General features: G+C 37.3%; 20 protein-coding genes. 11 read left to right on the top strand and 9 right to left on the bottom strand.

Features of this window, described 5'->3' with window-relative positions; translation table 11 throughout:
- Positions 1-27: 27 nt before the first annotated feature.
- Entirely contained in the window at positions 28-1,659 is a 1,632-nt protein-coding gene (gene hmpF, locus IQ215_RS03425; protein WP_193799926.1) for a pilus motility taxis protein HmpF, read from the bottom strand.
- Positions 1,660-1,966: 307 nt separating this feature from the next.
- On the opposite strand from hmpF, the gene IQ215_RS03420 reads away from it, so the two are divergent.
- The 4 genes from IQ215_RS03420 to IQ215_RS03405 all read left to right on the top strand — a co-directional run bounded on the left by IQ215_RS03420 (position 1,967) and on the right by IQ215_RS03405 (position 8,880).
- Positions 1,967-4,672, top strand: a complete 2,706-nt coding sequence (locus IQ215_RS03420; protein WP_193800033.1) for a CBS domain-containing protein — start codon at positions 1,967-1,969, stop codon at positions 4,670-4,672.
- Positions 4,673-4,882: 210 nt separating this feature from the next.
- On the top strand, positions 4,883-5,749 hold the full coding sequence (locus tag IQ215_RS03415; RefSeq protein WP_347239016.1) for an ABC transporter ATP-binding protein: 867 nt from the start codon (positions 4,883-4,885) through the stop codon (positions 5,747-5,749).
- Positions 5,750-5,827: 78 nt separating this feature from the next.
- Positions 5,828-7,999, top strand: a complete 2,172-nt coding sequence (locus IQ215_RS03410; RefSeq protein ID WP_193799925.1) for a transglycosylase SLT domain-containing protein — start codon at positions 5,828-5,830, stop codon at positions 7,997-7,999.
- 68 nt (positions 8,000-8,067) lie between these two features.
- Complete coding sequence (locus tag IQ215_RS03405) at positions 8,068-8,880, top strand: TlyA family RNA methyltransferase (protein WP_193799924.1); 813 nt, start codon at positions 8,068-8,070, stop codon at positions 8,878-8,880.
- 144 nt (positions 8,881-9,024) lie between these two features.
- Here IQ215_RS03405 and IQ215_RS03400 read toward each other — a convergent pair whose 3' ends face one another.
- From IQ215_RS03400 to psaK, 3 genes are all read right to left on the bottom strand, one after another.
- On the bottom strand, positions 9,025-9,423 hold the full coding sequence (locus IQ215_RS03400) for an FHA domain-containing protein (RefSeq protein ID WP_193800031.1): 399 nt from the start codon (positions 9,421-9,423) through the stop codon (positions 9,025-9,027).
- A 110-nt stretch (positions 9,424-9,533) separates the two neighbouring features.
- Complete coding sequence (locus IQ215_RS03395; protein ID WP_193799923.1) at positions 9,534-9,683, bottom strand: hypothetical protein; 150 nt, start codon at positions 9,681-9,683, stop codon at positions 9,534-9,536.
- A gap of 227 nt (positions 9,684-9,910) precedes the next feature.
- Positions 9,911-10,186 (bottom strand): photosystem I reaction center subunit PsaK, encoded by a 276-nt coding sequence (gene psaK / locus IQ215_RS03390; RefSeq protein WP_193799922.1) that lies wholly within the window; start codon positions 10,184-10,186, stop codon positions 9,911-9,913.
- A gap of 129 nt (positions 10,187-10,315) precedes the next feature.
- Between psaK and IQ215_RS03385 the strand changes: the two genes are divergently transcribed.
- Together IQ215_RS03385 and IQ215_RS03380 are read left to right on the top strand one after the other, a co-directional pair.
- Positions 10,316-10,963, top strand: coding sequence for a phosphoribosylanthranilate isomerase (locus IQ215_RS03385; RefSeq protein ID WP_193799921.1), 648 nt, complete (start codon positions 10,316-10,318; stop codon positions 10,961-10,963).
- Between the two features lie 72 nt (positions 10,964-11,035).
- Positions 11,036-11,686 (top strand): 7-carboxy-7-deazaguanine synthase QueE, encoded by a 651-nt coding sequence (locus IQ215_RS03380; protein ID WP_193799920.1) that lies wholly within the window; start codon positions 11,036-11,038, stop codon positions 11,684-11,686.
- A gap of 71 nt (positions 11,687-11,757) precedes the next feature.
- On the opposite strand, the gene IQ215_RS03375 is transcribed toward IQ215_RS03380, so the two are convergent.
- Complete coding sequence (locus IQ215_RS03375) at positions 11,758-13,023, bottom strand: sensor histidine kinase (RefSeq protein WP_193799919.1); 1,266 nt, start codon at positions 13,021-13,023, stop codon at positions 11,758-11,760.
- A 178-nt stretch (positions 13,024-13,201) separates the two neighbouring features.
- Here IQ215_RS03375 and IQ215_RS03370 point away from each other — a divergent pair, with 178 nt between their 5' ends.
- Entirely contained in the window at positions 13,202-15,526 is a 2,325-nt protein-coding gene (locus IQ215_RS03370) for an MASE1 domain-containing protein (RefSeq protein ID WP_193799918.1), read from the top strand.
- A gap of 9 nt (positions 15,527-15,535) precedes the next feature.
- On the opposite strand, the gene IQ215_RS03365 is transcribed toward IQ215_RS03370, so the two are convergent.
- On the bottom strand, positions 15,536-16,018 hold the full coding sequence (locus IQ215_RS03365) for an SRPBCC family protein (protein WP_193799917.1): 483 nt from the start codon (positions 16,016-16,018) through the stop codon (positions 15,536-15,538).
- 198 nt (positions 16,019-16,216) lie between these two features.
- Here IQ215_RS03365 and hemF point away from each other — a divergent pair, with 198 nt between their 5' ends.
- From hemF to gatC, 3 genes are all read left to right on the top strand, one after another.
- Positions 16,217-17,251: an oxygen-dependent coproporphyrinogen oxidase gene (gene hemF / locus IQ215_RS03360; RefSeq protein WP_193799916.1), complete on the top strand. Its 1,035-nt coding sequence runs from the start codon at positions 16,217-16,219 to the stop codon at positions 17,249-17,251.
- 273 nt (positions 17,252-17,524) lie between these two features.
- Positions 17,525-18,046 (top strand): photosystem I assembly protein Ycf3, encoded by a 522-nt coding sequence (locus IQ215_RS03355; RefSeq protein WP_193799915.1) that lies wholly within the window; start codon positions 17,525-17,527, stop codon positions 18,044-18,046.
- Positions 18,047-18,205: 159 nt separating this feature from the next.
- A complete protein-coding gene (gene gatC, locus IQ215_RS03350; RefSeq protein WP_193799914.1) occupies positions 18,206-18,493 on the top strand; it encodes an Asp-tRNA(Asn)/Glu-tRNA(Gln) amidotransferase subunit GatC in 288 nt (95 codons plus the stop codon).
- 29 nt (positions 18,494-18,522) lie between these two features.
- On the opposite strand, the gene IQ215_RS03345 is transcribed toward gatC, so the two are convergent.
- Complete coding sequence (locus tag IQ215_RS03345) at positions 18,523-19,875, bottom strand: sensor histidine kinase (RefSeq protein WP_193799913.1); 1,353 nt, start codon at positions 19,873-19,875, stop codon at positions 18,523-18,525.
- Between the two features lie 112 nt (positions 19,876-19,987).
- The gene (locus tag IQ215_RS03340; RefSeq protein ID WP_193799912.1) at positions 19,988-20,278 is read right to left on the bottom strand and encodes a DUF2288 domain-containing protein; all 291 of its coding nucleotides are present in this window, start codon (positions 20,276-20,278) and stop codon (positions 19,988-19,990) included.
- Positions 20,279-20,481: 203 nt separating this feature from the next.
- Here IQ215_RS03340 and gatB point away from each other — a divergent pair, with 203 nt between their 5' ends.
- On the top strand, positions 20,482-21,969 hold the full coding sequence (gene gatB / locus IQ215_RS03335; protein ID WP_193799911.1) for an Asp-tRNA(Asn)/Glu-tRNA(Gln) amidotransferase subunit GatB: 1,488 nt from the start codon (positions 20,482-20,484) through the stop codon (positions 21,967-21,969).
- A gap of 216 nt (positions 21,970-22,185) precedes the next feature.
- On the opposite strand, the gene IQ215_RS03330 is transcribed toward gatB, so the two are convergent.
- Positions 22,186-23,079, bottom strand: an 894-nt coding sequence (locus IQ215_RS03330; RefSeq protein WP_277815521.1) for a thiazole synthase, incomplete at its 5' end; no start/stop codon positions are given.

Raw genomic sequence — 23,079 nt, 5'->3', positions numbered from 1 at the left:
ATACTATTATCATAATCAATCATGTGACTAATTTAACATAGATTGTAGTTCATTCATAGCATTATTTTGAGCCTCCACCTTACTATGAATTTGTCCTACATCTCCTTGGAGTTTTTGTGCATTATTTCTAATATCATTTAACTGCTCTTGGATGGGATGTAATGCTTCTTCTAATAAATTAATTTTGGCTTGAATTTCTACGGTATGACGACATAAATGTTCTACATTTTCCTGATCTGAATGTAGTTGATTTTCTGCTTGTTGATATTTTTGCTCTTGGTTGTTTAGGTTTTCTTCTTGTGTTTTTTGGGTTTGTTTTAGTTGATTTAATTCGTTGTTAAAATGCTCGATTTTTTGCTCAATATCTAGTTTTTGAGCATCAACTTCTGTAAGGAGAGGTTTAATATTAATAGTCTCAGCAAAGTCTAAATCAATGATTCCCTTACGGCGACTAAATACCTTTAAATATTCGTTTAAAACTTTCTGTTGTTTTTTGAGGTTTCGTCTTTGCCCTACTAAGGTTTCATTTAACAATTTCATAGCTTCTTGGGCATCAGCTAATTCCGTTTCAAGGGCTAATTTATCTACCTCACTGGCCTTAGTAATTTTATTTTGAATTTCTTTTACCTCGTCACTTTGTAAAGTTAATTCTTCCTCCTGCATATTAACGAAGTTGACTACCTTGGCAGTTTCTTCTTTTACTTCATTTACCTTGGCTTCTAAGTCTCCTAAGGGCATGGTTTCTAAGGCTTGAATATCAACTTGTTGTTCTTCCCCATCTTCCCCTAAAAGATAGATTTCTTCTTGAAGTCGTTTTATTCCTTCTTTGGTGAGGTTAAATTGATGTAAAAGGCTTTCTTTTTCCTGTAGTTGATTATTAATATTTTGAAGAGTTAATTTAGTTTTTGCTAATTCTTCTCTGGCGATTAATAATTCTTCTTGTCTTTGTTTTAAGTTTTCTTTTTGATGGTTTAGTTCGTTTTTTTGTTGTTCTAAACTACTCTTGTTATGTTCTAATTCTTGCCAATATTCGTCTAATTTTGCTTGTTGATTGTTTACCCCTGAGAGTATTTCTTCTATGGGTTGGGTGAACATTTCTGGGGGAGTGATGTTATTTTTTATTGCACCTGAAATAGATTCTAATTTTTCACGGATTTCCCCTTGATCTATTTTATTATTATTAAGTCTTTGTTGTTCGTTGGTAAGTTGTTCCCAGGCGGCAGTTAATTTATTTTTTTCTTCTTCAAGGAGGGCAAGTTTTGATTCTTGATCTTGTAATCTTTGTTGTTGGGCGTCTAATTCTGCTTGTCTTTTGGCGATTTCTTCCCCTTGAATTTGTAGGGAAACTTTCCATTCTTCGATTTCTTCTTCTTGGGATTTGGATTTTTCTAGGGTGCGGGAAAAATGACGCAAATAGTTAACTATGCGCGAACCTGCTAATTCTGGGGGACCTTGAATTTGTTTGTTATTATCTAAGTTGAGGATGTAGAGAGTACCTTTGCCAGTTTGCTCGTTAATTGCATCTGTGGTAATTATATCTTCTCCTGTGATGGCCGTCCAAGTTTGATCGGCGGCTTGGGAGGTTAATAATTTTAATTCTGTTTTGTAACCACCAACAAACCCTCTTGTTTGGGTTTTAACTTCTGCCAGATATAACACAAATCTTTATTCCTTTATATTTTTTCTGTTAATAGTAGTAGCTATTCCCATATTACACCATAATTTTATGGCTTAAGATGTGCAAACTTAGGACTATGTAAAGTTTATTTTAATCAATTGATTATAGCAAATTTTTTTTCTTTTCACGATGATTTATGGGGAATGGAGGTGAATGGCTAATTTTGATTGTTTTCTTTTACTATCGGGAGTTGTACAGCGCACCTTAGGGGTTTTCTTGTCTTTTTAGAGATAAAAGTTAGGTCAAGATTGGTATATTTGGGGTGTGGAAAGATTTATCATGGGTTGTATGGATTTAATTTTGTGTCATCAAACGGCGGATTTTGATACTTTGGGGGCGGCGGTGGGTTTGAGTAAGATTCATCCCCGGGCAAAAATTGTCTTAACGGGGGGGGCGCATCCTTCGGTCAAGAATTTTTTAGCTTTTCACCGTGATGAGTTGGCGTTGATTGATCGGCGTACCATTCATCCTGAAAAAATTCGTCATATTTTTATTGTGGATACTCAAAGGGGCGATCGCATCGGGAATGGAGTACAGTGGTTGTCGTTGCCCAATGTAGAGTCTGTAACAATCTATGATCATCACCCCGAAAATGAACACACGTTGACGGCTACTAATAAATATATCGAAAAAGTAGGTTCTACAAGCACAATTATTTGTGAACTTTTACAAAAGCATAATGTCAATCTCAATAGCATTGAAGCGACGGTGATGGCCTTAGGAATCCATGGGGATACGGGTTCATTAACCTTTGAGCAAACCACCGATAGGGATGCCCTAGCCTTGGCTTGGTTGATGGGTATTGGGGTTAATTTAGCCATGGTATCTGAATATGCTGAACCTAGTTTATCTCCTCAATTACAAGATTTATTACCCGATGTTTTAAATCAGGTAGAAACGGAATATATTAACGAAAGTGCGATCGCCTTTACCCTTCTAAAAACCCCTGATTTTATCCCAGGATTATCTAGTTTGGTGGGTAGAATCGGGGATTTAATCGAAGTAGATGTACTAATTTTCGGGCATTTTTATCAGCAAAAAAAAGGAAAACAAAATAAACTCGGTGTCATTGGACGCTCTAAACTAGATTCAGTTAATTTAGGTCAAATTTTCGCTAAATATGGAGGCGGTGGCCACAGTAGCGCCGCTTCTTTTTCCATCCGTTGTGATCATCCCCAAGGAATTTTAGAAGAAATCAAAACCGAAATCCATCGACAAATCCCCCTCGCCCTTACGGCCTTTGACTTAATGTCCTCCCCAGTGCGGACGATTCGCCCTCAAACCACCATCGAAAAAGCTCAACGTATCTTGCTACGTTATGGACACTCAGGGCTATTTGTGGTCGATCAAGACGGGGAATTAGTGGGGGTAATTTCTCGCCGTGACATAGACATAGCCTTACATCATGGTTTTGCCCATGCCCCCGTCAAGGGTTACATGAGTAAAAATTTACATACCATTACCCCAGATACGGGATTATCTACCATAGAAGCCATGATGGTAAACAACGACATTGGCAGATTGCCTGTGTTAGATGAGGGGGATTTAGTGGGTATTGTCACCCGCACCGATATTTTACGCCAACTGCATCAAACCCGTATTAGTAAACAACCCCATCTCCCTACATCGCCGATTATTTCTTGTTTATTGCCTTCATTTCAAGAAAGGTTACATCCTCCCATCTGGGAATTATTACAACAGGCTGCCCGATATGCCGAAAATAGGGGATGGCATCTTTACCTCGTGGGGGGAGGGGTTAGGGATTTACTGTTGACGGGGAATAATGACACCCTCAAGTTAGAGGATATTGATTTGGTGGTGGATGGTTTTCATCGCAACACTACCACCGAAGCGGGGGTTGCCCTTGCCCAAGCCCTACAGGAAAGTTATCCTCAAGCCCGTTTGAGTATCCATGGAGATTTTCAAACCGCCGCTTTAACTTGGCACAATGATGATAGTTTAGATTCTTTATGGGTGGATATTGCCACCGCGCGCACGGAGTTTTATCCTTATCCTGCGGCTAATCCTGAGGTGGAAGCGAGTTCGATTCGTCAAGATTTATACCGTCGGGATTTTTCTATTAATGCTCTGGCGGTGCGTTTGACTAACCCTAATCCGGGGGAGTTACTGGACTTTTTTGGGGGGGTGCGTGATGTGCGATCGCACCTTATCCGAGTTTTACACCCTAATAGTTTCATTGAAGATCCTACCAGAATATTTCGGGGGGTGCGCTTTGCGGTGCGACTAAATTTTGACATTGAAGCCCAAACCATGGAATACATCAAATATGCCATCGGTAGCGGTATTTTTGAAAAGGTTTCCCTAGAAAAAGCATCTATCCCAGCCCTAACCACTCGTCTTAAAGCCGAATTAAGTTATATTTTACAGGCAAATTATTGGAAAAAAGCTCTGAAACTTTTACAACAATTAGGGGCGCTCGGTTGCATTCATCCTCAATGTGAAATTAGCCCTCAAATATGGTGGCAAATTCGTTATTTAGATCGTTGGTTAAGGTATTATAATCTCGAACAGGAAAATCATAAAACTCCTTCTTGGTTATTACGTTTAGAAATAATTTTAACCAGTCTTACCTTAGAAAATAGAATTAGGGTAGCTGAAAATTTACAATTACCAAAAGATAGTATTCAACGGTTAACTAAGTTAGAAAAAGATCAAGAAAAGATTGAAAATGATTTTAATCAAACTATAAAACTAAGTCAAAAGGTGAGATTTTTTGAAGATTATAAACCATTAGATTTAATTTTAATTGCCGTAAAAAGTAATAAAATAATTAGGGCTAATATATGGCAATATTTATTACATTGGAGCAAAATAAATTCTCCTATTAATGGTAATGATTTAAGAGCATTAGGTTATAAACCTAGTCCGCAATATCAAATAATTTTACATACCGTTCAAGACTTATTTTTAGATCAAAAAATTACCAACAAATCCCAAGCCATTAACTTTATTACTGAAAAGTTTCCTCCATAAAGATTATCCCCCATGTCCCTATGCCATAAAACCCTAGTGGCCGTTGCTGATTTTAGGTCTAATTTCTCGTTGAGGAAGGGAACGGTTATAATATTTAGTAGTCTTAGTTTTTAGTGTAATTCAACTATATTTCATACCATAACCCGTGCAATGCCCCTCAGTGAATTAAGATAGTTAAATAGTTTCATTAACAACCATTGCAAAAACATCGTGGCTGTAAGATTAGATAAAGTAACAAAAATATATAATAAAGTTCCCGTGGTTAATGACTTATCCTTTGAGATTAAATCAGGGGAAATCTTTGGGTTATTAGGGCCTAATGGAGCGGGAAAATCCACCACCATCAAGATGTTAATTACCCTTGCTCGTCCTAGTCGGGGTAAAATAGAGGTAGCTGGATATGATGTAATCAATTCCCCCGAACAAGTAAAGCGTAACATTGGGGTAGTATTGCAACAAACGAGCGTGGATGGAGAATTAACGGTATGGGAAAATCTTGAGTTTCATGGTAGGATGCACCATATTCCCCATAAGCAAAGAAAAGAATTAATTGATCGTTGGTTAGAGTACGTGGAATTGGGCGATCGCCGCTTAGACTTAGTAAAAACCCTATCAGGGGGGATGAAAAGACGTTTACAAATTGCTAGGGCGCTTTTACACAATCCCCAAGTCTTATTTTTAGATGAACCTACGGTGGGATTAGATCCTCAAACCCGTCGTCGTTTATGGGAAATTATCAAAGATTTGAACCGTCAGGGCATGACAATTTTATTAACCACCCACTACATGGAGGAAGTAGAATTTTTGTGCGAGAGGGTAGGAATTATCGATGGGGGGCAGTTAATCGAATTGGGTACGGTGGACGAATTTAAACATAAATATGGAGAAGGTATCATGGTAACTCAGAAGAGTGATCCCGAAGGGATCTGCGGAGCAGTACGCATCGATTACCAATTCTTTCCCACCGTCCAAAAAGCCAACGAATATGTTAATAATATTGAAGATAGAACGGGAATCATGATTCGTCCGTCTAATTTAGAAGACATCTTTGTTAAATTAACGGGGCATCAACTCTAAGGAAAATGAAATTATTCCCGATGATGTAATTGGGTTTAAATTTCCCATGGTTGTAACTTCTAGTGTGTAGTAATTTTTATGAAAAAAAGCAAAAAACTGATCCTTCCCATTTCCACCATTTTACTATTTATTGTCGGCATCATTGGGGCAACGATATTAACCCCCCAATTGGGTAACCTGTGGGATAATGTGATCGCACCACGACTAGAAGAAAGACCAGAATATCGCCTTGATGCCCCTTCAGAGGTGCTAAAATTAGCCGATGTGAGTTTTGAGGAAAGAAAAGCCCCCTTAGAAGAAATTGCCAACGGTAGCGATGCTACCCTAGATAGGGCGAGGGCAAGATATTTACTGGCCAATGATTTAATTAGGGAAGAATTTGACGGTGGACAGGCCTGGAATTATTTACAAAACCTCGAGAGACAATACCCCACCCTAGCCCCCTATATTGTCTTACGTCAGGGAAGGGCTTTGGAGTTGACTAATGATAACTTGGGAGCAAAACAGCGATGGGAAAGTTTAATTAATGATTATCCCCAATCTCCTGTAATCGTTGAGGCGTATTATCTTTTGGGCCAAGAAGAGCCAGATTATTGGCAAAGGGCGATCGCCCAATTCCCCCAACATCCTCGCACCAAGGATATTATTTACGAATTATTAGCCCAAAACCCCAACCAAAAAGAATTATTACTCACCATCTCAGAATATGACTTAACACCCCGTAGCGATAGTTTTCGAGATAAATTAATCACAGATTACCAAGAAGAATTAGAACCTGCCCAATGGCAAATAATCGCCGATAGCTACTGGGCAAGGGGACAATTTAGAAAAAGTGCCGATGCTTACATCAAAGCCCCATCCACCCCCGAAAATCTTTACCGCATCGCTAGGGGTTATCAGGTGGGAGATGAACAAACCCTCGCCATCGAAGCCTATCAAAAATTAATTCAAGAATACCCCAACGAATCGCAGACGGGATTGGGTTTACGTCGTTTGGCTTCCTTGGTTTCTGGGGATGAAGCCATGGAATATTTAGATCGAGTGGTGGAAAACTTCCCCAATGATGCCCCCCAAGCCCTCAATCAAAAATTTGGTCTTCTGAGCAGTGAAAATAGAAGTGATGAAGCCAGTGTTGTCAGAAATCAGATTATTAGCCGTTATCCTCAATCCGATGAGGCGGCGGATTTTCGTTGGCAAATTGCCCAAGATTTTGCCCAAAATAATGATTTAGTTTCCGCATGGCAGTGGGCGCAAGAAATTGGCATTAATAACCCAGAAGCCAGTATTACCCCTCGGGCTTCTTTTTGGGTGGGTAAATGGGCGCAACGGTTGGGGCAGACGGAGGAAGCACAAGAGGCATTTGAGTTTGTGTTGGAAAATCATCCCCATTCTTATTATGCTTGGCGTTCGGCCTATAATTTAGGTCGTGGGGTAGGGGATTTTACCGATGTGCGGGATTTAACTTTTGAGGTGCAAACCCCTGCTATGCGTCCGATTCCCCCCGGAGGTTCGACTATGTTTAAGGAGCTATATTTATTAGGGGAGGATCAAGATGCGATCGCCCTTTTTGAAGCAGAGTTATCCAATCCTGATAATGTGAGCGTCACCGAACAATTTACCCAAGGGTTATTGAAACAGTTGGATGGACAATATTTACAAAGTATCAGTCTAATTTGGAGCTTAAGCACCCGAGAAAACCCCGATGATTTACGTCAATGGCGCATCCTACGCCGTAGCCCTGAATATTGGTATGCTCTTTTTCCCATGCCCTACCAAGATTTGATTGTCAAATGGTCATCCCAGAGAAATCTTAATCCTTTTCTAGTAACCGCCCTCATGCGTCAAGAGTCACGGTTTCAACCCTTGATTCAATCTCCCGTGGGTGCGACTGGTTTAATGCAGGTAATGCCTGAGACGGGGGAATGGATTGCCCCTCAAATTGAGTTGGAAGAATATTCTCTTACTGATCCTGATGATAATATTAATTTGGGTACATGGTATCTTGATTATACTCACCGTAATTATGACAATAATTCCCTATTAGCGATCGCCAGTTACAACGCCGGCCCTAGTAATGTGGATAGCTGGATAGAAAGGTTTGACTTGAGTGATTTTGATCAATTTGTGGAGGATATTCCTTTCCCTGAAACTAAGGGTTATGTGGAGACAGTATTTGGTAATTATTGGAATTATGTCAATCTTTATCAACCTGATGGGGAAACCTCTGGATTTATTAATTTTGGCAGTTAAGGTTAACTTTGATCTAGTTGCCCCATGGTTTAAAATAATTGGGGTACTCTTTAGGAATAAAAAAACCATTGTCGAAAGAAAGATTAGATACACTATTAACCAATCAGGGGTTATGCACTTCCCGCGCCCTGGCACAAAAAATCATCAGGGCAGGAAAGGTTAAGGTTAAGGGGCAAATTGTTGATAAGCCTGGTACTTTAATCAATGTGGATAGCCCCATTGAGGTAAAAGCCGAACCTCCTTTTGTTTCTAGGGGTGGGGAAAAGTTGGTTAAGGCGTTGGAATATTTCTCTATTGATGTGGAAAATAGAATTTGTCTTGATGGGGGTATTTCTACGGGGGGCTTTACCGATTGCCTTTTGCAACGGGGGGCTAAAAAAGTCTATGGCGTTGATGTGGGTTATGGGCAGGTGGCGTGGAAAATTCGTCAAGATGAGCGTTTGGAGTTACGGGAGAGGACAAATTTTCGCTATCTTACCTATGATGATTTATATCAGGGTAAAGAGCCTCCTGATTTGGGGGTGATGGATTTATCTTTTATTTCTTTGACGAAGGTGTTACCTACCCTTTGGGATTTATTGGTTAATCCTAAGGAGGTGGTTTTGTTGGTTAAGCCTCAATTTGAGGTGGGTAAGGGTAAGGTTGGTAAGAAGGGAGTAGTTAGGGATTATCGTTTACAAGCAGAGGCGATCGCCTCTATCCTTCATTGTGCTACTAATATAGGATGGAAATATAAGGGGTTAATACCTTCACCGATTCAAGGGCCGGCGGGAAATGTAGAATATTTATTATGGTTAGGAATTTTAGGTAGTGGGTTAATGCCTTCGGATAAGGATTTAGAAGAATTAACCAGAAAAGGGATTAGGGATGATGGGCAGTAGGGGAGTAAGGGTGATAATAGTTCAATTTATTGAACCATAAACTGTTAGCCTTGTAATTCATTGCAAGGGCATTGGTAATATATTTTCTAAATCAGATTGGGTGTAGCTCATTTTGCCATAAGGGCAGATGAGTTGTTAATCAGGTTAATTAATAACCGTTTCCTTGGAAATATCCTTGCTACTGATGGGTTTAGCAGAGACATTTTTACCACGACTAGCACTGACAGCTTGATCATCAGAGCCTAGTTGAATTAATATTTTAGGACCTGAACTAGCTAAACGGATAACCATACCGTCCTTTACTAAAACCTTATTAATTTTTCGTCCATTTACAAATGTACCATTAGAGCCTAGACTTATTAAAGCCCAGTCATCTTTATGGGGGCGGATTTCCAGATGATGACGGGAAACTACGGCACTATACAATACTACATCATTATCATTAGCCCTGCCAATTCTGATCACCTTGTTAGGTTCAAAATTCCATTTTTGAACAGGGGTAGATTTGAGGGGGTGCAAAAGAGTTAAGGTAATCACCAACATTCCATCTGGATAGATATTTTGTATAGTTTTGACAATTCCCACTATTACACCACAAGGGTTAACGGGGGATTCTTCCTTCATAGAGCAATACCGTTTAAAAGGATTACTTTTTATGGAGTGAAGCTGATGCGATATGCCCTACCGCCAATACCACGGACTGTTAGTAAAAAAGGTTGAATTTTACTTTTTTTGTCTATGGTTACACTTGTACTTAGTGTTGTCGAAGTATCGGTTAAAAACCTTTCCCACGATTTTAGCACAATGTTTAACTTTGGCTTACATCTCATCATTGATAACATGCTTTGCGGTTACTTGGGGTAACTCTACGCTTGGATTATTTTGGGCGTAGGATGCAAATTGATTATTTACGGTGAGTTTGATACCAAAAAAAGGATAAATCAATAACAGTTATTTTAACAAGTTTATTTTAGCTGAAAAATGGTATTTTGTCTGATTTTACCTAACACTTAACCTTTATTATGGGTAATTATAGTAATCCTGCGTTGGATAAACCGAGGATAAATCCTGCTCCTAGTATATGTCCTAAACTAGCAGTAGCCAATAATTCGGGAAGTCCAAATTTTTTCCAAATGGCTGGTTTGGGAAGGGGTAAATCAGGCCCTACCCCTGCTTTTTGGATGGCAAAACGTCCGATAAATACCGCTAATAGGTTAGCCGAAATCATTACTAGGGCTACTTGAAAATTCCATTCTACGGTTTGAGGTACTTGGGCTATTAGAGAAGAAACAGCAATTAAATTCATTTTTATGATAAATTTGATATGTTAACTATTTTGGTTATTTTACTCTTTTCAATAGTTTTTTGCTGATTTACTTAACTTTAATTAATCTTTTTTTATTAACTTTTACTATTTATATTATTGGCCAGAATCATGCGCATAAAAATCTGTGGTTTGACTAATGTTGAGGAGGCAAGGGCGATCGCATCTATGGGAGTTGATACCATCGGTTTTATCTGTGTAAAAGATTCTCCCCGTTATATTCCTCCTTTTAGTATAAGGGCGATCGTTGAAAAGCTCCCCCCTCAAATTAGCACCATCGGCGTATTTGTCAATGCCTCCGTCAGCAAAATTGTTGATATAGTCCGAGAAACTAGATTAACAGGGGTACAACTCCACGGAGAAGAAGATATTGCCTTTTGTGAGCAATTACGGATAATTCTACCGTCTATCGAGATAATTAAAGCTATTAGATATAAAGATGCCCAATCTCGACAAGAGGCCGAAAAATATATCCCTGTGGTTGATACTCTCTTAATTGATACCTATCAAAAAGGCATCCATGGCGGCACAGGTACAACTTTTAATTGGGATGAGTTACGAGATTATCGCCCCTCTCGCCCTTGGTTGGTGGCTGGGGGTGTTAGCCCCGATAATGTTATTACTGCTTTTAATACTCTTCAATGTGATGGAATTGATCTTTCTAGCAAGGTAGAAGTTAAACCGGGGCAAAAGGATTTGGAGAAAATAAAACAATTAATTATTAAGTTAGAATCTATAAAAAATAAGTTACCTAATTAAGTTATACACAAACTTTTTTATGATTAAAAAAAATAATCTCCATTAAATATTGCAATTTAATTAATATAGATAATGCCTAATACTATTTCTGAACAATATACAAAAAATATAAAAAATTCTCATTTATTATACACTTATCCTGTGGTAGAAACCTTTCATTCTGTACAAGGAGAAGGTTTTTTTGCGGGAGTTAATGCTTTTTTTATTCGCCTTGCAGGTTGTGATGTTTTTTGTCCTTGGTGTGACCAAAAAGAAACATGGTCAATGAAAAAATATCCTTTATTTACTGTTGAAGAAATTATTAAAAAAGTAGAAAAAATTAAGACTAATATTATTATAATTACAGGAGGAGAACCTTTATTACATAACTTAAATCCCTTAACAATAGAGTTGAGAAAAACAGGTAAAAATATTCATTTAGAAACATCAGGGGCTCACCCTTTTTCTGGGGTTTTTGATTGGGTGACATTTTCCCCCAAACCTTATAAGACACCCCATGAAACTATTTATCGTCATGCCAGTGAATTAAAGGTTGTTATTGGTAATGAGAAAGACTTTCTATGGGCTTTATCTGAAGGTGAAAAGGTTTCTAGTCATACCATTAAGTATTTACAACCAGAATGGAATAGCCCTGATGCTCAAGGATTAATTTTTGATTATATTAAGGATAATCCTTCATGGCGTTTAAGTTTACAAACCCATAAATATTTAGGGGTTAGGTAGGTAACAGGAAAAAGATAATATTTGAGATTGCTAAAAAGAGGAAATTTTCAACCTTGTATTAATAGAAAAAACTATGATGCTATGGGAATAAATAAAGAAAAAGTAGTACCGTTTAACTGTTGATTTTTGATCCAAAAAGAAGGACTAAAAATTTCTATGTCGATGGACATTTTATCACATAATTCCTTCACAATAGCTAATCCTAAACCTGTGCCATAAATGTCGCTATTTTCCTGCACTCCTCGATAATGACGTTCAAAGATATGTTTTTGATCTTCGGGGGGAATACCATAACCCGTATCACTAATTTCGATGACTATTTTTTCACCTTGATTAGTGGATTTTTGTTTAACAATTTCTAAGCAAATTTTACCACCTTCTGGGGTATATTTTACTGCATTATCTAATAAGTTATTTAATATTTCTGTTAAGGCTTTTGGATTACTGGAAACGGCGGGTAAATTATCGTCAATGTCTATCATGAAAGTAATATTTCTATCTTGGGCGATGGAGTCTATGCCTGTGATGAGGGGTTGAATTAGTTGTTTTAAGTCTATTTTTTCTAATTTTTGGATATTTTCTGTTAGGAAGAAGCTGGTTGATTGTCCTTCTTTTAGACTAGGATGGGGGCTATTATTTACTACTTTCCAATCTTCACTAAAATCTTCAATGAGGTCTAAGAGGCGATCGCCCTCACGAACAATACTTTGTGCTATGGTATAATTACGATCATTTCCCACTAATCGTTTAATTAACAATTTACCAAAAGTACGAATAGCGGTTAAAGGATTACGTAATTGATGAAAAAAATCATCAAGATGATCATTTTGTAAATTTTGCAATTGCTGATAAGCCTTTAATTGTTGCTCAGAAATCTGTTGTTTTTGATCCAAAAGCCTCGCAAAAATAATGGTTTGAGCAACTTCTTTTACTTGTAAAACCTCCCTTTTACCCCAAGGTTTTGTACCCCGATTAGTAGCTAATAAACCTACCATAGAATCATCATGTATTAAGGGTAAAAGTAACTGATAAGGGGAAGCAGAATCAGGAATATAATTAATAATATTATTTAAATCACTATCACTTTCCTCCATTAAATTAAACTCAAAATCTGCCCCATCCTCCGACTCAGGTAGTAATAATAAATCGTTACTATCCTCATCCCTCGAAAAAGGATAAACTATAACAGGAATCAACCTTGGTTCATCACTTTTTACTTTTTCCGTTAAATAAATAGCACTTTCTTGCACCGCTAAATTTTGAGCCAATAAAATCAGCTGAGATTCACATAAACTAATAAACTCTTTGCTGACAAAAAACCCTTCATATTCAGCCATAATTGTTTAACCATATAAAATCGAAAAAATGCTCATTTTAAGAGCAATAAAATCTTTAATAAATAAAAGTATAAATAACATTTTAACCCAATTAGGGTTGATAACAGAATCTAAAATAAACCATAATTATAATTAAAAGCAACAACCATCATCGCTTTTCCCCTTGTCACTATTCACCATGAAATTATTATTCTCTCCCATTAGAAAATACGACTTTAATCCTTTTCATGTGCCTTGGTGGAAGCAAATAATTGTAGCCATTAGCTATTTTCTTACATCCCTCATATCCATTAGTTTTACCACGTATCCCAACACAGGTTCAACCCCCATTTGGATACCGGGGGGCATTGCAGTAGGATTAGTCTTTCTGTGGGGTTATTCCACTTGGTTGGGGGTATTTGCAGGAATATTAATGACTCAAATTAGTATTTTTCAAGGGTGGCAAAATTGGAGTAGTTTTATCTTGGTGATATGTATCACCGTGGTAACATCATTGGGCAAAATATTAGCGAGTCTTTGTAGTGAGTCTGAAAATCAAAATATTTTTCCTCAATCTGATAATCGCTATTTTCTCCATAATGTAAAAAACACCGCTCAATTTATTCTTTTTGGTTGTTTTATTAGTCATTTACCTGTAGCAATAATTTGCGCTTGTGTGGTGTGTGGATTTGGTAGGGCAACTTGGGATTTATTCTTAGAAATTGCCCTTACTTGGTGGTTAAGTGATAGTTTTGGAATTTTAATTTTTACCCCTTTAATAGTGGCATGGCAAAAACAAATTAATGTTTTTATAAAATCCATAAAAAAACAATGGTTAAATACATTTATTGTTAGTGTTTTAGTATTTGTTATTCATCACGCTATTATCAATACTTCCTATGATATACAGTTTTTATATATTCCTTTGGTGGTGTGGGTAGTATTTAAGTTTCAAGAATTAGGGGCAAGTTTAATTGTCTTAGTGATTACCATTAATTTAATGTTGGCAACCATTGCACAAACTACTTCTTTTGCTATGGAGTCGGCAAGGGATTCTTTACTGATATTACAATCTTTTATTGCCTGTATTGCGATGACAACTTTACTTTTAGGGGCAGTTTTAAGGGAAAATGGTTATCATAAACAGCAATTAATCAAGTTAAATCAGGATTTATCAAATAAAAATAAATTATTAGAAGAATTAAATCGTCAAAAAGATTTACAAAGTGAGGCAAAGGAGAAGATTTTAACGGAATATAATACCCTTTTGAAAAAACAATTAACTTTAGCAAAGGCTAAGGAAGAAGCGGAAACTTTAACAAAACAAAATAATCAATTTTTTGCCAAGGTTAGTAGTGACTTTATTAAACCTATTAATGATTTAATGGGAATGATTGATATTTTAGCTAATACTAAGTTAAATCCTCTACAAGAAAAGTGTTTGAAAATAATTCAAAAAACAAGTGCAACTTTGTTAAAAGCCATCAATGATGTTTTTAATGTATCTTCTATCGATTTAGGTAATTTAAGTTTACAAGAGGAAGAATTGCAGATTGATGATGTTATTAATTCAGTTAATTTATTATTGGGCAAACAGGATAAGACACTAGAGAATAAGATTTATTTTTCTGTGCCAAAAGATTTACCCTTTTTTATGGGAGATGGTGCTAGAATTCGTCAAATATTTCTAAATATATTAAGTAATGGTTTTTGTAATGAATCTAATTCTATTTTTATTGATGTACAAAAAGCAAATGATTTGGCTGAAAATAATTTACCTAAAAATAAATTATATTTATTATTTAAAATCACGAATGATGTGGTTAAAAATAATCTCAATATAAATAGTTTTTCTAATAATATAACACAAATTAATAAGGAAATAGTAAAGGGCGATCGCACCGTGCCACTGCGAGAGCGCACCGAAGAAATTTTCACAAACCAATCAGATAATCAAGAATTAGAACTATTTATTGCCAAGAAAATAATTAAAACCATGGGAGGTAAAATCTGGATAGAAAATAAGGGTAAAATAGAAGGAAATCCACCTAGTAAATGGAATCCATCTTCTTCAAGATCAATCTATTCGGTTTATTTTACCTTAGAATTATCCCCCATAATAAAATTAGCTAATGAAGAAAAATCAGGTGATATTATTAATAAGTCATCATCCTTAAAAATATTGATAGCAGAAGATAACCCCATCAATCAAAAAATCATAATTTATTCCCTAAAAAAATTAGGATATAAAGCAGAAATAGTCACTAATGGATCTCAAATCTTAGAAAAAGTAAAAAATAAAAAATATGATGTAATTTTCCTAGATATAAAAATGCCCATACTAGACGGTATTGAAACAGTTAAACAACTGAGAAAACTATATCATAATAAACATTATATAATTGCTCTTGACCCTTCTAGGGAAGAAGAAAAAGATAAATATTTATCCCTTGGTTTTAATAACTTTTTGAGTAAACCTATTGATATAGAAAAACTATCAGAAATCATTACAAAATGTGATTAAAAAATTTAATTAAGGTAAAGATTTCGCCGCCGCATTCACCAACTCAGAAGCAACCTTAGCCGAATAAGGCTTCATAAACCACCAAACCACAGGAGATAACCAACCCTTAAGGGTGATAGAATAAGCGATATAACTACCCTTCAAAGTAGATTCCATTTGATAGGTAATTCGTTGTTCAATACCAGGAATCGCCAATAAACGAATGCTCAAAAACTCCTTAGGGCGAACATTTTCCACAAACACCCGAATCGGAATAGGGGTAAGACGGGTAACAACCCCAAAAATTAATCCTGGTTTGGGTATCAATCCTTTTGGTAACTTTGTTTTCACAAATAGAGGATGCCAAGACATATCCGCTAAATTGATTAAACGATGCCAAACTACATCAACGGGAATAGTGGTTGTCACTCGATAAGTTTTGTAAAGAGAGCATTGACATAACAGTTTTTCACCATCAGCTAATAGTAGTTTAAAAGAAAAGTTAAAAGTCATGATAATAATTGATAATTGACCGATAATTTATTCACTTTTTCCCTAAGACAATATTGAAAGTTAGTCTTGCCTAATTATCGCTGAAGGTTTTATTGCATAATATTAAGATGTGCAAAATTTTCTAGTTTAGAGACCCCTTACAGTTTAGATTGATAGATTGTAAGTTATTTTTAGTAATTTTAATAAAAGTTTTTATTTATGGATACAGCGACTAAAGAAAATACTAACCCCATCAATTCTACTTCTTTTCCTCCTGAAGATGCAAAAACTAGGGTAAGTCAATTTATGCAGTCTATCCAAGATGAGATTTGCGAGGGCTTAGAAGCCCTTGACGGTAAAGGTAAGTTTCAGGAAGATAGTTGGCAAAGAGAGGAAGGGGGAGGCGGTAGATCTCGTGTTATGGTTGATGGTGATGTTTTTGAACAAGGTGGGGTTAATTTTTCCGAGGTATGGGGTAATCATCTTCCCCCTAGCATTTTAAAACAGCGCCCCGAGGCCGAAGGTCATAGTTTTTATGCTACGGGTACTTCTATGGTGTTACACCCGAAAAACCCCTATATTCCCACAGTACACCTCAATTATCGTTATTTTGAAGCAGGGCCAGTATGGTGGTTTGGGGGTGGTGCTGATTTAACTCCTTATTATCCTTTTGCCGAGGATGCGAAGCATTTTCACACTACTTTTAAAAATACCTGTGATAAGCATCATCCCGAGTATTATAATGTGTTTAAACGTTGGTGTGATGAGTATTTTTATTTAAAACACCGTGACGAAACCCGTGGGGTGGGTGGACTTTTCTTTGATTATCAAGATGGAAATGATCCTATTTATCGTGGCCCTCACCCTGATAAGGCGGCGGCGCAATATAGTAATCAGTTACCTCCTCAAAAACAACGCAGTTGGGAGGAAATTTTTGCTTTTGTGCAAGATTGCGGAAAAACTTTTTTACCTGCTTATGTGCCTATTGCTGAAAAACGTCGTAATACGGAATATGGCGATCGCCAGAGAAACTTCCAATTATACCGCCGTGGAAGATATGTAGAGTTTAATTTGGTATATGACAGGGGAACTATTTTTGGTTTACAAACCAACGGGCGCACGGAGTCAATTTTGATGTCTTTACCTCCCTTGGTGCGCTGGGAATATGGTTATACCCCCGAAGCGAATACCCCTGAAGCGGAGTTATATGATGTTTTCCTCAAGCCCCAAGATTGGGCAAACTGGGATACATAATTGATAGTTGATAATGGAGAATTGATAATTAAGGCAATAGGGAATAGGCAATGGGCAATAGTAGTAATAGTTCTAGTATTATATATTTGCTGTATTTTAATGATGTTGCATACCCAAACAAAATAAGCAACACCTGATTTACTATTTGTTAGTTTAGGCCTTAAACCCAATGCCTTAATTTTGTAAGGGAATTGTGCAATAAAATTAAACACAAGATAATTAATTGTTGTATTAGGATCAAGGAAAATCTTTTATTTTTAATAAATTAAATATATGGCTAGATCTCAGAAAAATGATAATTTTATCGATAAGACTTTTACCGTTATGGCGGATATTATTTTAAAGGTTTTACCGATTAACCCTAAGGCAAAGGAAGCGTTTGTATATTATCGTGATGGTATGTCTGCCCAAGCCGATGGGGAATATGCCGAAGCCCTTGAAAACTATGAAGAAGCCCTCAGATTAGAGGATAATCCGAGCGATCGCAGCGAAATCCTCTATAATATGGGTTTAATCCATGCTAGTAACGGTAAACTAGAGGAAGCCCTAGGGTATTATCATCAATGTTTGGAACTTAACCCCCGTAAACCTTCTGCCCTCAATAATATTGCGGTGTTATACCACTATCAAGGGGATAAGTGTAAGCAAGAGGGAAAGGAAGATGAGGCAGAAAATTTGTTCGATAAGGCTGCTGAGTATTGGAAACAAGCCATTAGACTTTCTCCTAATAGTTACCTTGAGGCCCAAAACTGGTTGAAAACCACTGGTAGATCTGAAATGGATGTATTTTTCTAATTTGGTCTAATCTTATAGTGATTAGTTTAGGTGGGGAATGGGGAATAGGCAATGGGCAATGGTTAAAGCTACTAATACATTTCAGTGTTTTTAATTGTTAATTCCTGTTCCTTGTTATGATTAGGGAGGATTTTTATTGTTTTTTATTAGTTATTTTTTATGAGTATTAGTCAAGAAGAAGTTAAAAAGGTGGCTAATTTAGCCCGTTTGGAAATTAGTGAACAAGAGGAGCAAGAGTTTGGTAATCAGTTGAATGCTATCCTCGAATATTTTGATCAACTAAGTGAATTAGATACGGATGAAGTTGAACCCACTACAAGGGCGATCGATGTTAGTAATATTATGCGCTCTGATGCCCAAACTACCTACGAAGATAGGGAAAGTTTATTAGATAATGCACCTTCTCGGGATGATGATTTTTTCCGAGTTCCTAAAATAATGGGTTAATATTCTTTGGGGCGTAAAATACTACGTCCCTATTTTTTGGGTAAATTTACCATAAATGTTGTTCCTTCATTGAGGTTACTTTCTACTTTGATGTTACCTTGATGGTTTTCGACAATGGCAAGGGCGATCGCAAGTCCTAACCCCGTATTACTATTATTGTTATCCCGATAACTACGGGCAGAATCAGCCCTGTAAAAACGATCAAAAAGATGGGGAATATTTTCTTTTTCTATGCCGATTCCATTATCTTTTATTTGAATTTGATAATAATATTTATTGTTTTTTTTAAGATATTTTAAGATTACTTGAATTATTTTATCTTTTTTATTAATATCTGAAAAACTATGGATAATTGCATTACTAATTAAGTTAGTAAATAATCTCGATAATTGTCCCCAATCCCCTTCAATACTGAACAGTTCATCTTCACTACTTACTTCTTTAAAATTTATTTCTAAATTATCATCTATTATTTCTAATGATAAATTAATCGATTTACTTTGGGCAATAATTATTTGTTCTTCCACCACTTCTAATAATAAAGAATCGAGGGGAATAGCTTGAAAACTAGGGTTAATAATACCGCTATCACTACGGGCTAAAAATAATAAATCATTGACTAAGTTAGATAACCTTTGAGTTAAACGTTCAACGATTTCCAACTGTTTTTTATTCTGTTCGGGTTCAATTTCAGGATAAGCTAGGAGAGTTTGAATGTTAGTTTTAATGGTGGCGATAGGATTTCTCAACTCATGGGAAGCATCGGCGGTAAACTGTTTTAAACTTTGATAGGATTCCTTCACGGGTTGAATGGCAATGCCAGACAAAAACCAACCGATCGCCCCTACGGAGGTAATCATTAATAATACACCAATAATTAAATCGGTAATTAATTGACGAATGGGTTTGATGACATCAAAAAGGGGATGACTTACCCGCAAATAACCCAATACATAGCGCCCTACTTCAATTCTTTTGGTGATTTGGCGCAGGAGATAATCAGAGGAGATACGGATGGTTTTTCCCCCAGAATGGAAGGAAAGGGGAATGGGTAAAGGCTCTTCTAAAGTTTGCCACAATAATTCGCCATTAGGACTAAACCATTCTAAATCAATGTGATCATCTTCTACCTTGTTGGTGGTGTCGGGATGTTGACGAAAACTGGCATTGACATTTAATTTATATTTACCTTCCTCTAAACTGACATTATCAATAACGAGGGAAGGTTCAACGATTTCCACCACGTGTTTGAGGGTATCATCAATCCTATCAATGAGGGTTTTATAAACATAGCCATAAATACCCATGGCAAAGATTATTAATAATACGGCGGTGACAATGGTGTAATAAAGGGCTAAACGTCTTCTGGTGGTTTGAAACAAGGGGAGATTAATGGACAATTAACAATGGACAATGGACAATGGACAATTAAACTTTATAAAAATGACTTACTATTCCATATAGTATCATCATTACCCAATCCCTATTCCCTTATTAATGACAACTTTTGATTAAAACGAAGGGTTGAACAATAATGGTGGTAAATTGGGTGGTGGGTTGACTATTCCAGTGGCTAAGTTGTTCGGCGTTGGGTTTTTGGATCAATTGTTCGCTAATCCAGTTTTCTACGGTTTTGGTGTCATTAAGGGCGATCGCACTGCCCACCTCAATAAGATCTAAGTTATCATCAACTAAAATAATGGCATCTCTTTGGGCATGGGGAATTAAATCTTTCCAATCAATCTCGGCAATTTGTTCTTTGAGTTGGGTTTTTAAATCTGACATTATTAAACTTTTCTAGGAATTGTCACGGTTTATATTTTCTCATCGTTCTTCTTTTCCCGCAATATAAATTAGGGAATCGGCAAAAGGTAAGGAAGAATAGTTATTTATTGTCCATTGCTAATTGTCAATTGTCCATTGTTCATCGCCCCAAAAAGGATAAAATAAAGCAATCAAGAGAGAATTATTAGTTATTAAATATATATATGATTGCAACAGCTACTAAAACGAAATATGAAGCAATTATCGGTTTAGAAACCCATTGTCAACTCAATACCAAGAGCAAAATTTTTTGTAGTTGTTCGACGGAATTTGACAGCCCACCCAATACCAATGTTTGCCCCGTATGTCTTGGGCATCCTGGGGTTTTACCTGTGTTAAACCAAGAAGTGTTAAACTCGGCTATCAAGATGGGTTTAGCCTTACAAGGACAAATTGCCCGTTATAGTAAATTTGATCGTAAACAATATTTTTATCCCGATTTACCCAAAAACTACCAAATTTCTCAGTTTGACCTTCCCATCGTCGAACATGGTAGATTAGAAATTGAATTAGTAGATCCTAAAACCAAGGAAGCCACCCGCAAAACCATCGGTATCACTCGCCTACACATGGAAGAGGATGCAGGAAAATTGGTACACGCAGGGAGCGATCGCCTTTCAGGCTCAACCCATTCTCTAGTGGACTTTAATCGTACGGGTGTTCCCCTGCTCGAAATCGTTTCCGAACCTGATTTACGCACAGGGCAAGAAGCCTCTGAATATGTGCAAGAATTGCGCCGTATCGTCCGTTATTTGGGCATTGGGGACGGTAATATGCAAGAAGGTTCATTACGTTGTGATGTTAACATTTCCGTGCGTCCAGAGGGGCAAAAAGAATTTGGTGTCAAGGTAGAAATCAAAAACATGAACTCCTTTAGTGCCATTCAAAAGGCGATCGAATACGAAATTGAAAGACAAATCGAAGCGGTAGAAAATGGTGAACCTATCCTCCAAGAAACCCGACTATGGGAAGAAGGCGCTCAGCGCACCATCAGCATGAGAATAAAAGAAGGCTCTAGCGATTACCGTTATTTCCCCGAACCCGATTTACCCCCCCTCGAAATTACCGATGCCCAATTGGATGAGTTTCAAAAAACATTACCCGAACTTCCCGCTCAAAAGCGCACTCGTTACGAAAGCGAATATGGTTTATCCGCCTACGATGCAAGGGTACTTTGTGATGATCGGGATGTAGCTCTTTATTTTGAAGCCGTGGTATCTGGGGGGGCTAGTGCCAAAGGTGCCGCTAACTGGGTAACTCAGGACATCGCCGCCTATCTAAACAGCAACTTGGATTTAGATATTACTAAAATTGCCCTCAAGCCTGAGATGTTGGCGGAGTTAATCACCCTCATCGAAAATGGTACTATCAGCGGTAAAATTGCTAAGGAAATCTTACCTGATTTGTTGGAAAAAGGTGGTTCTCCTAAGCAAATTGTCGAGAGTAAAGGCTTAGTTAGTATTTCAGATCCTGATGAGTTAGCTAAAATTATCGATGAGGTATTGGCGGAAAATCCTGATAAGCTCGAACAGTTTAGGGCCGGAAAAACTAAGTTACAAGGCTTTTTTGTTGGTCAACTGATGAAGAAAACTGGTGGAAGGGCTGAACCTAAATTGGCAAACCAAATTCTTAATAAAAAGTTGAACGGTTAAAATTTGATCTCCCCTAGCCCCCCTCAATAAGGGGGGTATTCAATTACATTAAGTTCGGATAATTCGTTATCAATAGATTGTATCTTCGTACCCCCACCGTGTAGTGAATTACACGGCTAACGATAATCCGTTCAATAAATTGAACTTATTGTACCTTTACTCCCTATCCCCCTTGCTCCTCATCTCGAAACAGCTCCCTATTGCCTTAATTATCAATTACTTGGTAACTACTCCCGTTAAAGGTGAACTTGCACTGGCATAATTTTTAATGGGGATTCTCCCTGCCTTATAAGCCAGTCTTCCTGCTTGGGTTGCCAATCCCATGGATTGAGCCATGATTACAGGATTTTTGGCAAGGGCGATCGCACTGTTAACCAATAAAGCATCTGCCCCCAATTCCATACCGTAGGCAGCTTCTGAAGGACTACCAATACCCGCATCAATCACCACAGGTACTTTGGATTGCTCAATGATAATCTTAATATTAGCAACATTTTGGATACCCTGACCAGAACCAATGGGAGAACCAAGGGGCATCACTGTGGCACAACCCACCTCCTCCAAACGCTTACAGAGTAAGGGATCTGCGTTTACATAAGGTAACACTGCAAAACCTTCTTTTACCAACTGTTCGGCGGCTTGTAAAGTACCGATGGGGTCTGGTAGTAAATATTTACTATCGGGGATAACTTCTAACTTGACAAAATTATTATCCTCTTGCCCCAATAACTTCGCCATTTCCCTACCCAAACGGGCAACCCTAATCGCTTCCTCGGCATTGGTACAACCTGCGGTATTGGGCAACATCCAAATTTTTGTCCAGTCGAGGGCTTCTGCTAATCCTTCATGGCCGGGGGCGTTATTTTGTACTCTGCGCACCGCTACAGTAACGATTTCGCAACCACTGGCCATAACGCTTTGTTGCATGGATTCAATACTGGGATATTTCCCCGTGCCTGTCATCAGACGGGATTTAAATTTGCGCCCGGCAATGACTAAACCATCATCACTGACATCATGGCTATAGGCATGGTAACCATTATTTTGTTGGGGGGTAGGATAATTCATAATTTGATTTTTATTACTGTTTTTCACGAGGGGGGGTAAGGG

Source organism: Cyanobacterium stanieri LEGE 03274 (assembly GCF_015207825.1).
Lineage (GTDB): Bacteria > Cyanobacteriota > Cyanobacteriia > Cyanobacteriales > Cyanobacteriaceae > Cyanobacterium > Cyanobacterium stanieri_B.
Note: the sequence above shows the minus strand (reverse complement) of the source record. Positions and strands in the feature narration are given on the sequence as shown.

Excerpts from the sequence above, each read along its gene's own strand:
- IQ215_RS03420 (WP_193800033.1), top strand. The coding sequence starts at position 1,967 with ATGGATTTAATTTTGTGTCATCAAACGGCGGATTTTGATACTTTGGGG.
- IQ215_RS03410 (WP_193799925.1), top strand. The coding sequence starts at position 5,828 with ATGAAAAAAAGCAAAAAACTGATCCTTCCCATTTCCACCATTTTACTA.
- IQ215_RS03400 (WP_193800031.1), bottom strand. The coding sequence starts at position 9,423 with ATGTTGGTGATTACCTTAACTCTTTTGCACCCCCTCAAATCTACCCCT.
- psaK (WP_193799922.1), bottom strand. The coding sequence starts at position 10,186 with ATGAATTTAATTGCTGTTTCTTCTCTAATAGCCCAAGTACCTCAAACC.
- IQ215_RS03385 (WP_193799921.1), top strand. The coding sequence starts at position 10,316 with ATGCGCATAAAAATCTGTGGTTTGACTAATGTTGAGGAGGCAAGGGCG.
- IQ215_RS03380 (WP_193799920.1), top strand. The coding sequence starts at position 11,036 with ATGCCTAATACTATTTCTGAACAATATACAAAAAATATAAAAAATTCT.
- IQ215_RS03375 (WP_193799919.1), bottom strand. The coding sequence starts at position 13,023 with ATGGCTGAATATGAAGGGTTTTTTGTCAGCAAAGAGTTTATTAGTTTA.
- IQ215_RS03370 (WP_193799918.1), top strand. The coding sequence starts at position 13,202 with ATGAAATTATTATTCTCTCCCATTAGAAAATACGACTTTAATCCTTTT.
- IQ215_RS03365 (WP_193799917.1), bottom strand. The coding sequence starts at position 16,018 with ATGACTTTTAACTTTTCTTTTAAACTACTATTAGCTGATGGTGAAAAA.
- hemF (WP_193799916.1), top strand. The coding sequence starts at position 16,217 with ATGGATACAGCGACTAAAGAAAATACTAACCCCATCAATTCTACTTCT.
- IQ215_RS03355 (WP_193799915.1), top strand. The coding sequence starts at position 17,525 with ATGGCTAGATCTCAGAAAAATGATAATTTTATCGATAAGACTTTTACC.
- gatC (WP_193799914.1), top strand. The coding sequence starts at position 18,206 with ATGAGTATTAGTCAAGAAGAAGTTAAAAAGGTGGCTAATTTAGCCCGT.
- IQ215_RS03340 (WP_193799912.1), bottom strand. The coding sequence starts at position 20,278 with ATGTCAGATTTAAAAACCCAACTCAAAGAACAAATTGCCGAGATTGAT.
- gatB (WP_193799911.1), top strand. The coding sequence starts at position 20,482 with ATGATTGCAACAGCTACTAAAACGAAATATGAAGCAATTATCGGTTTA.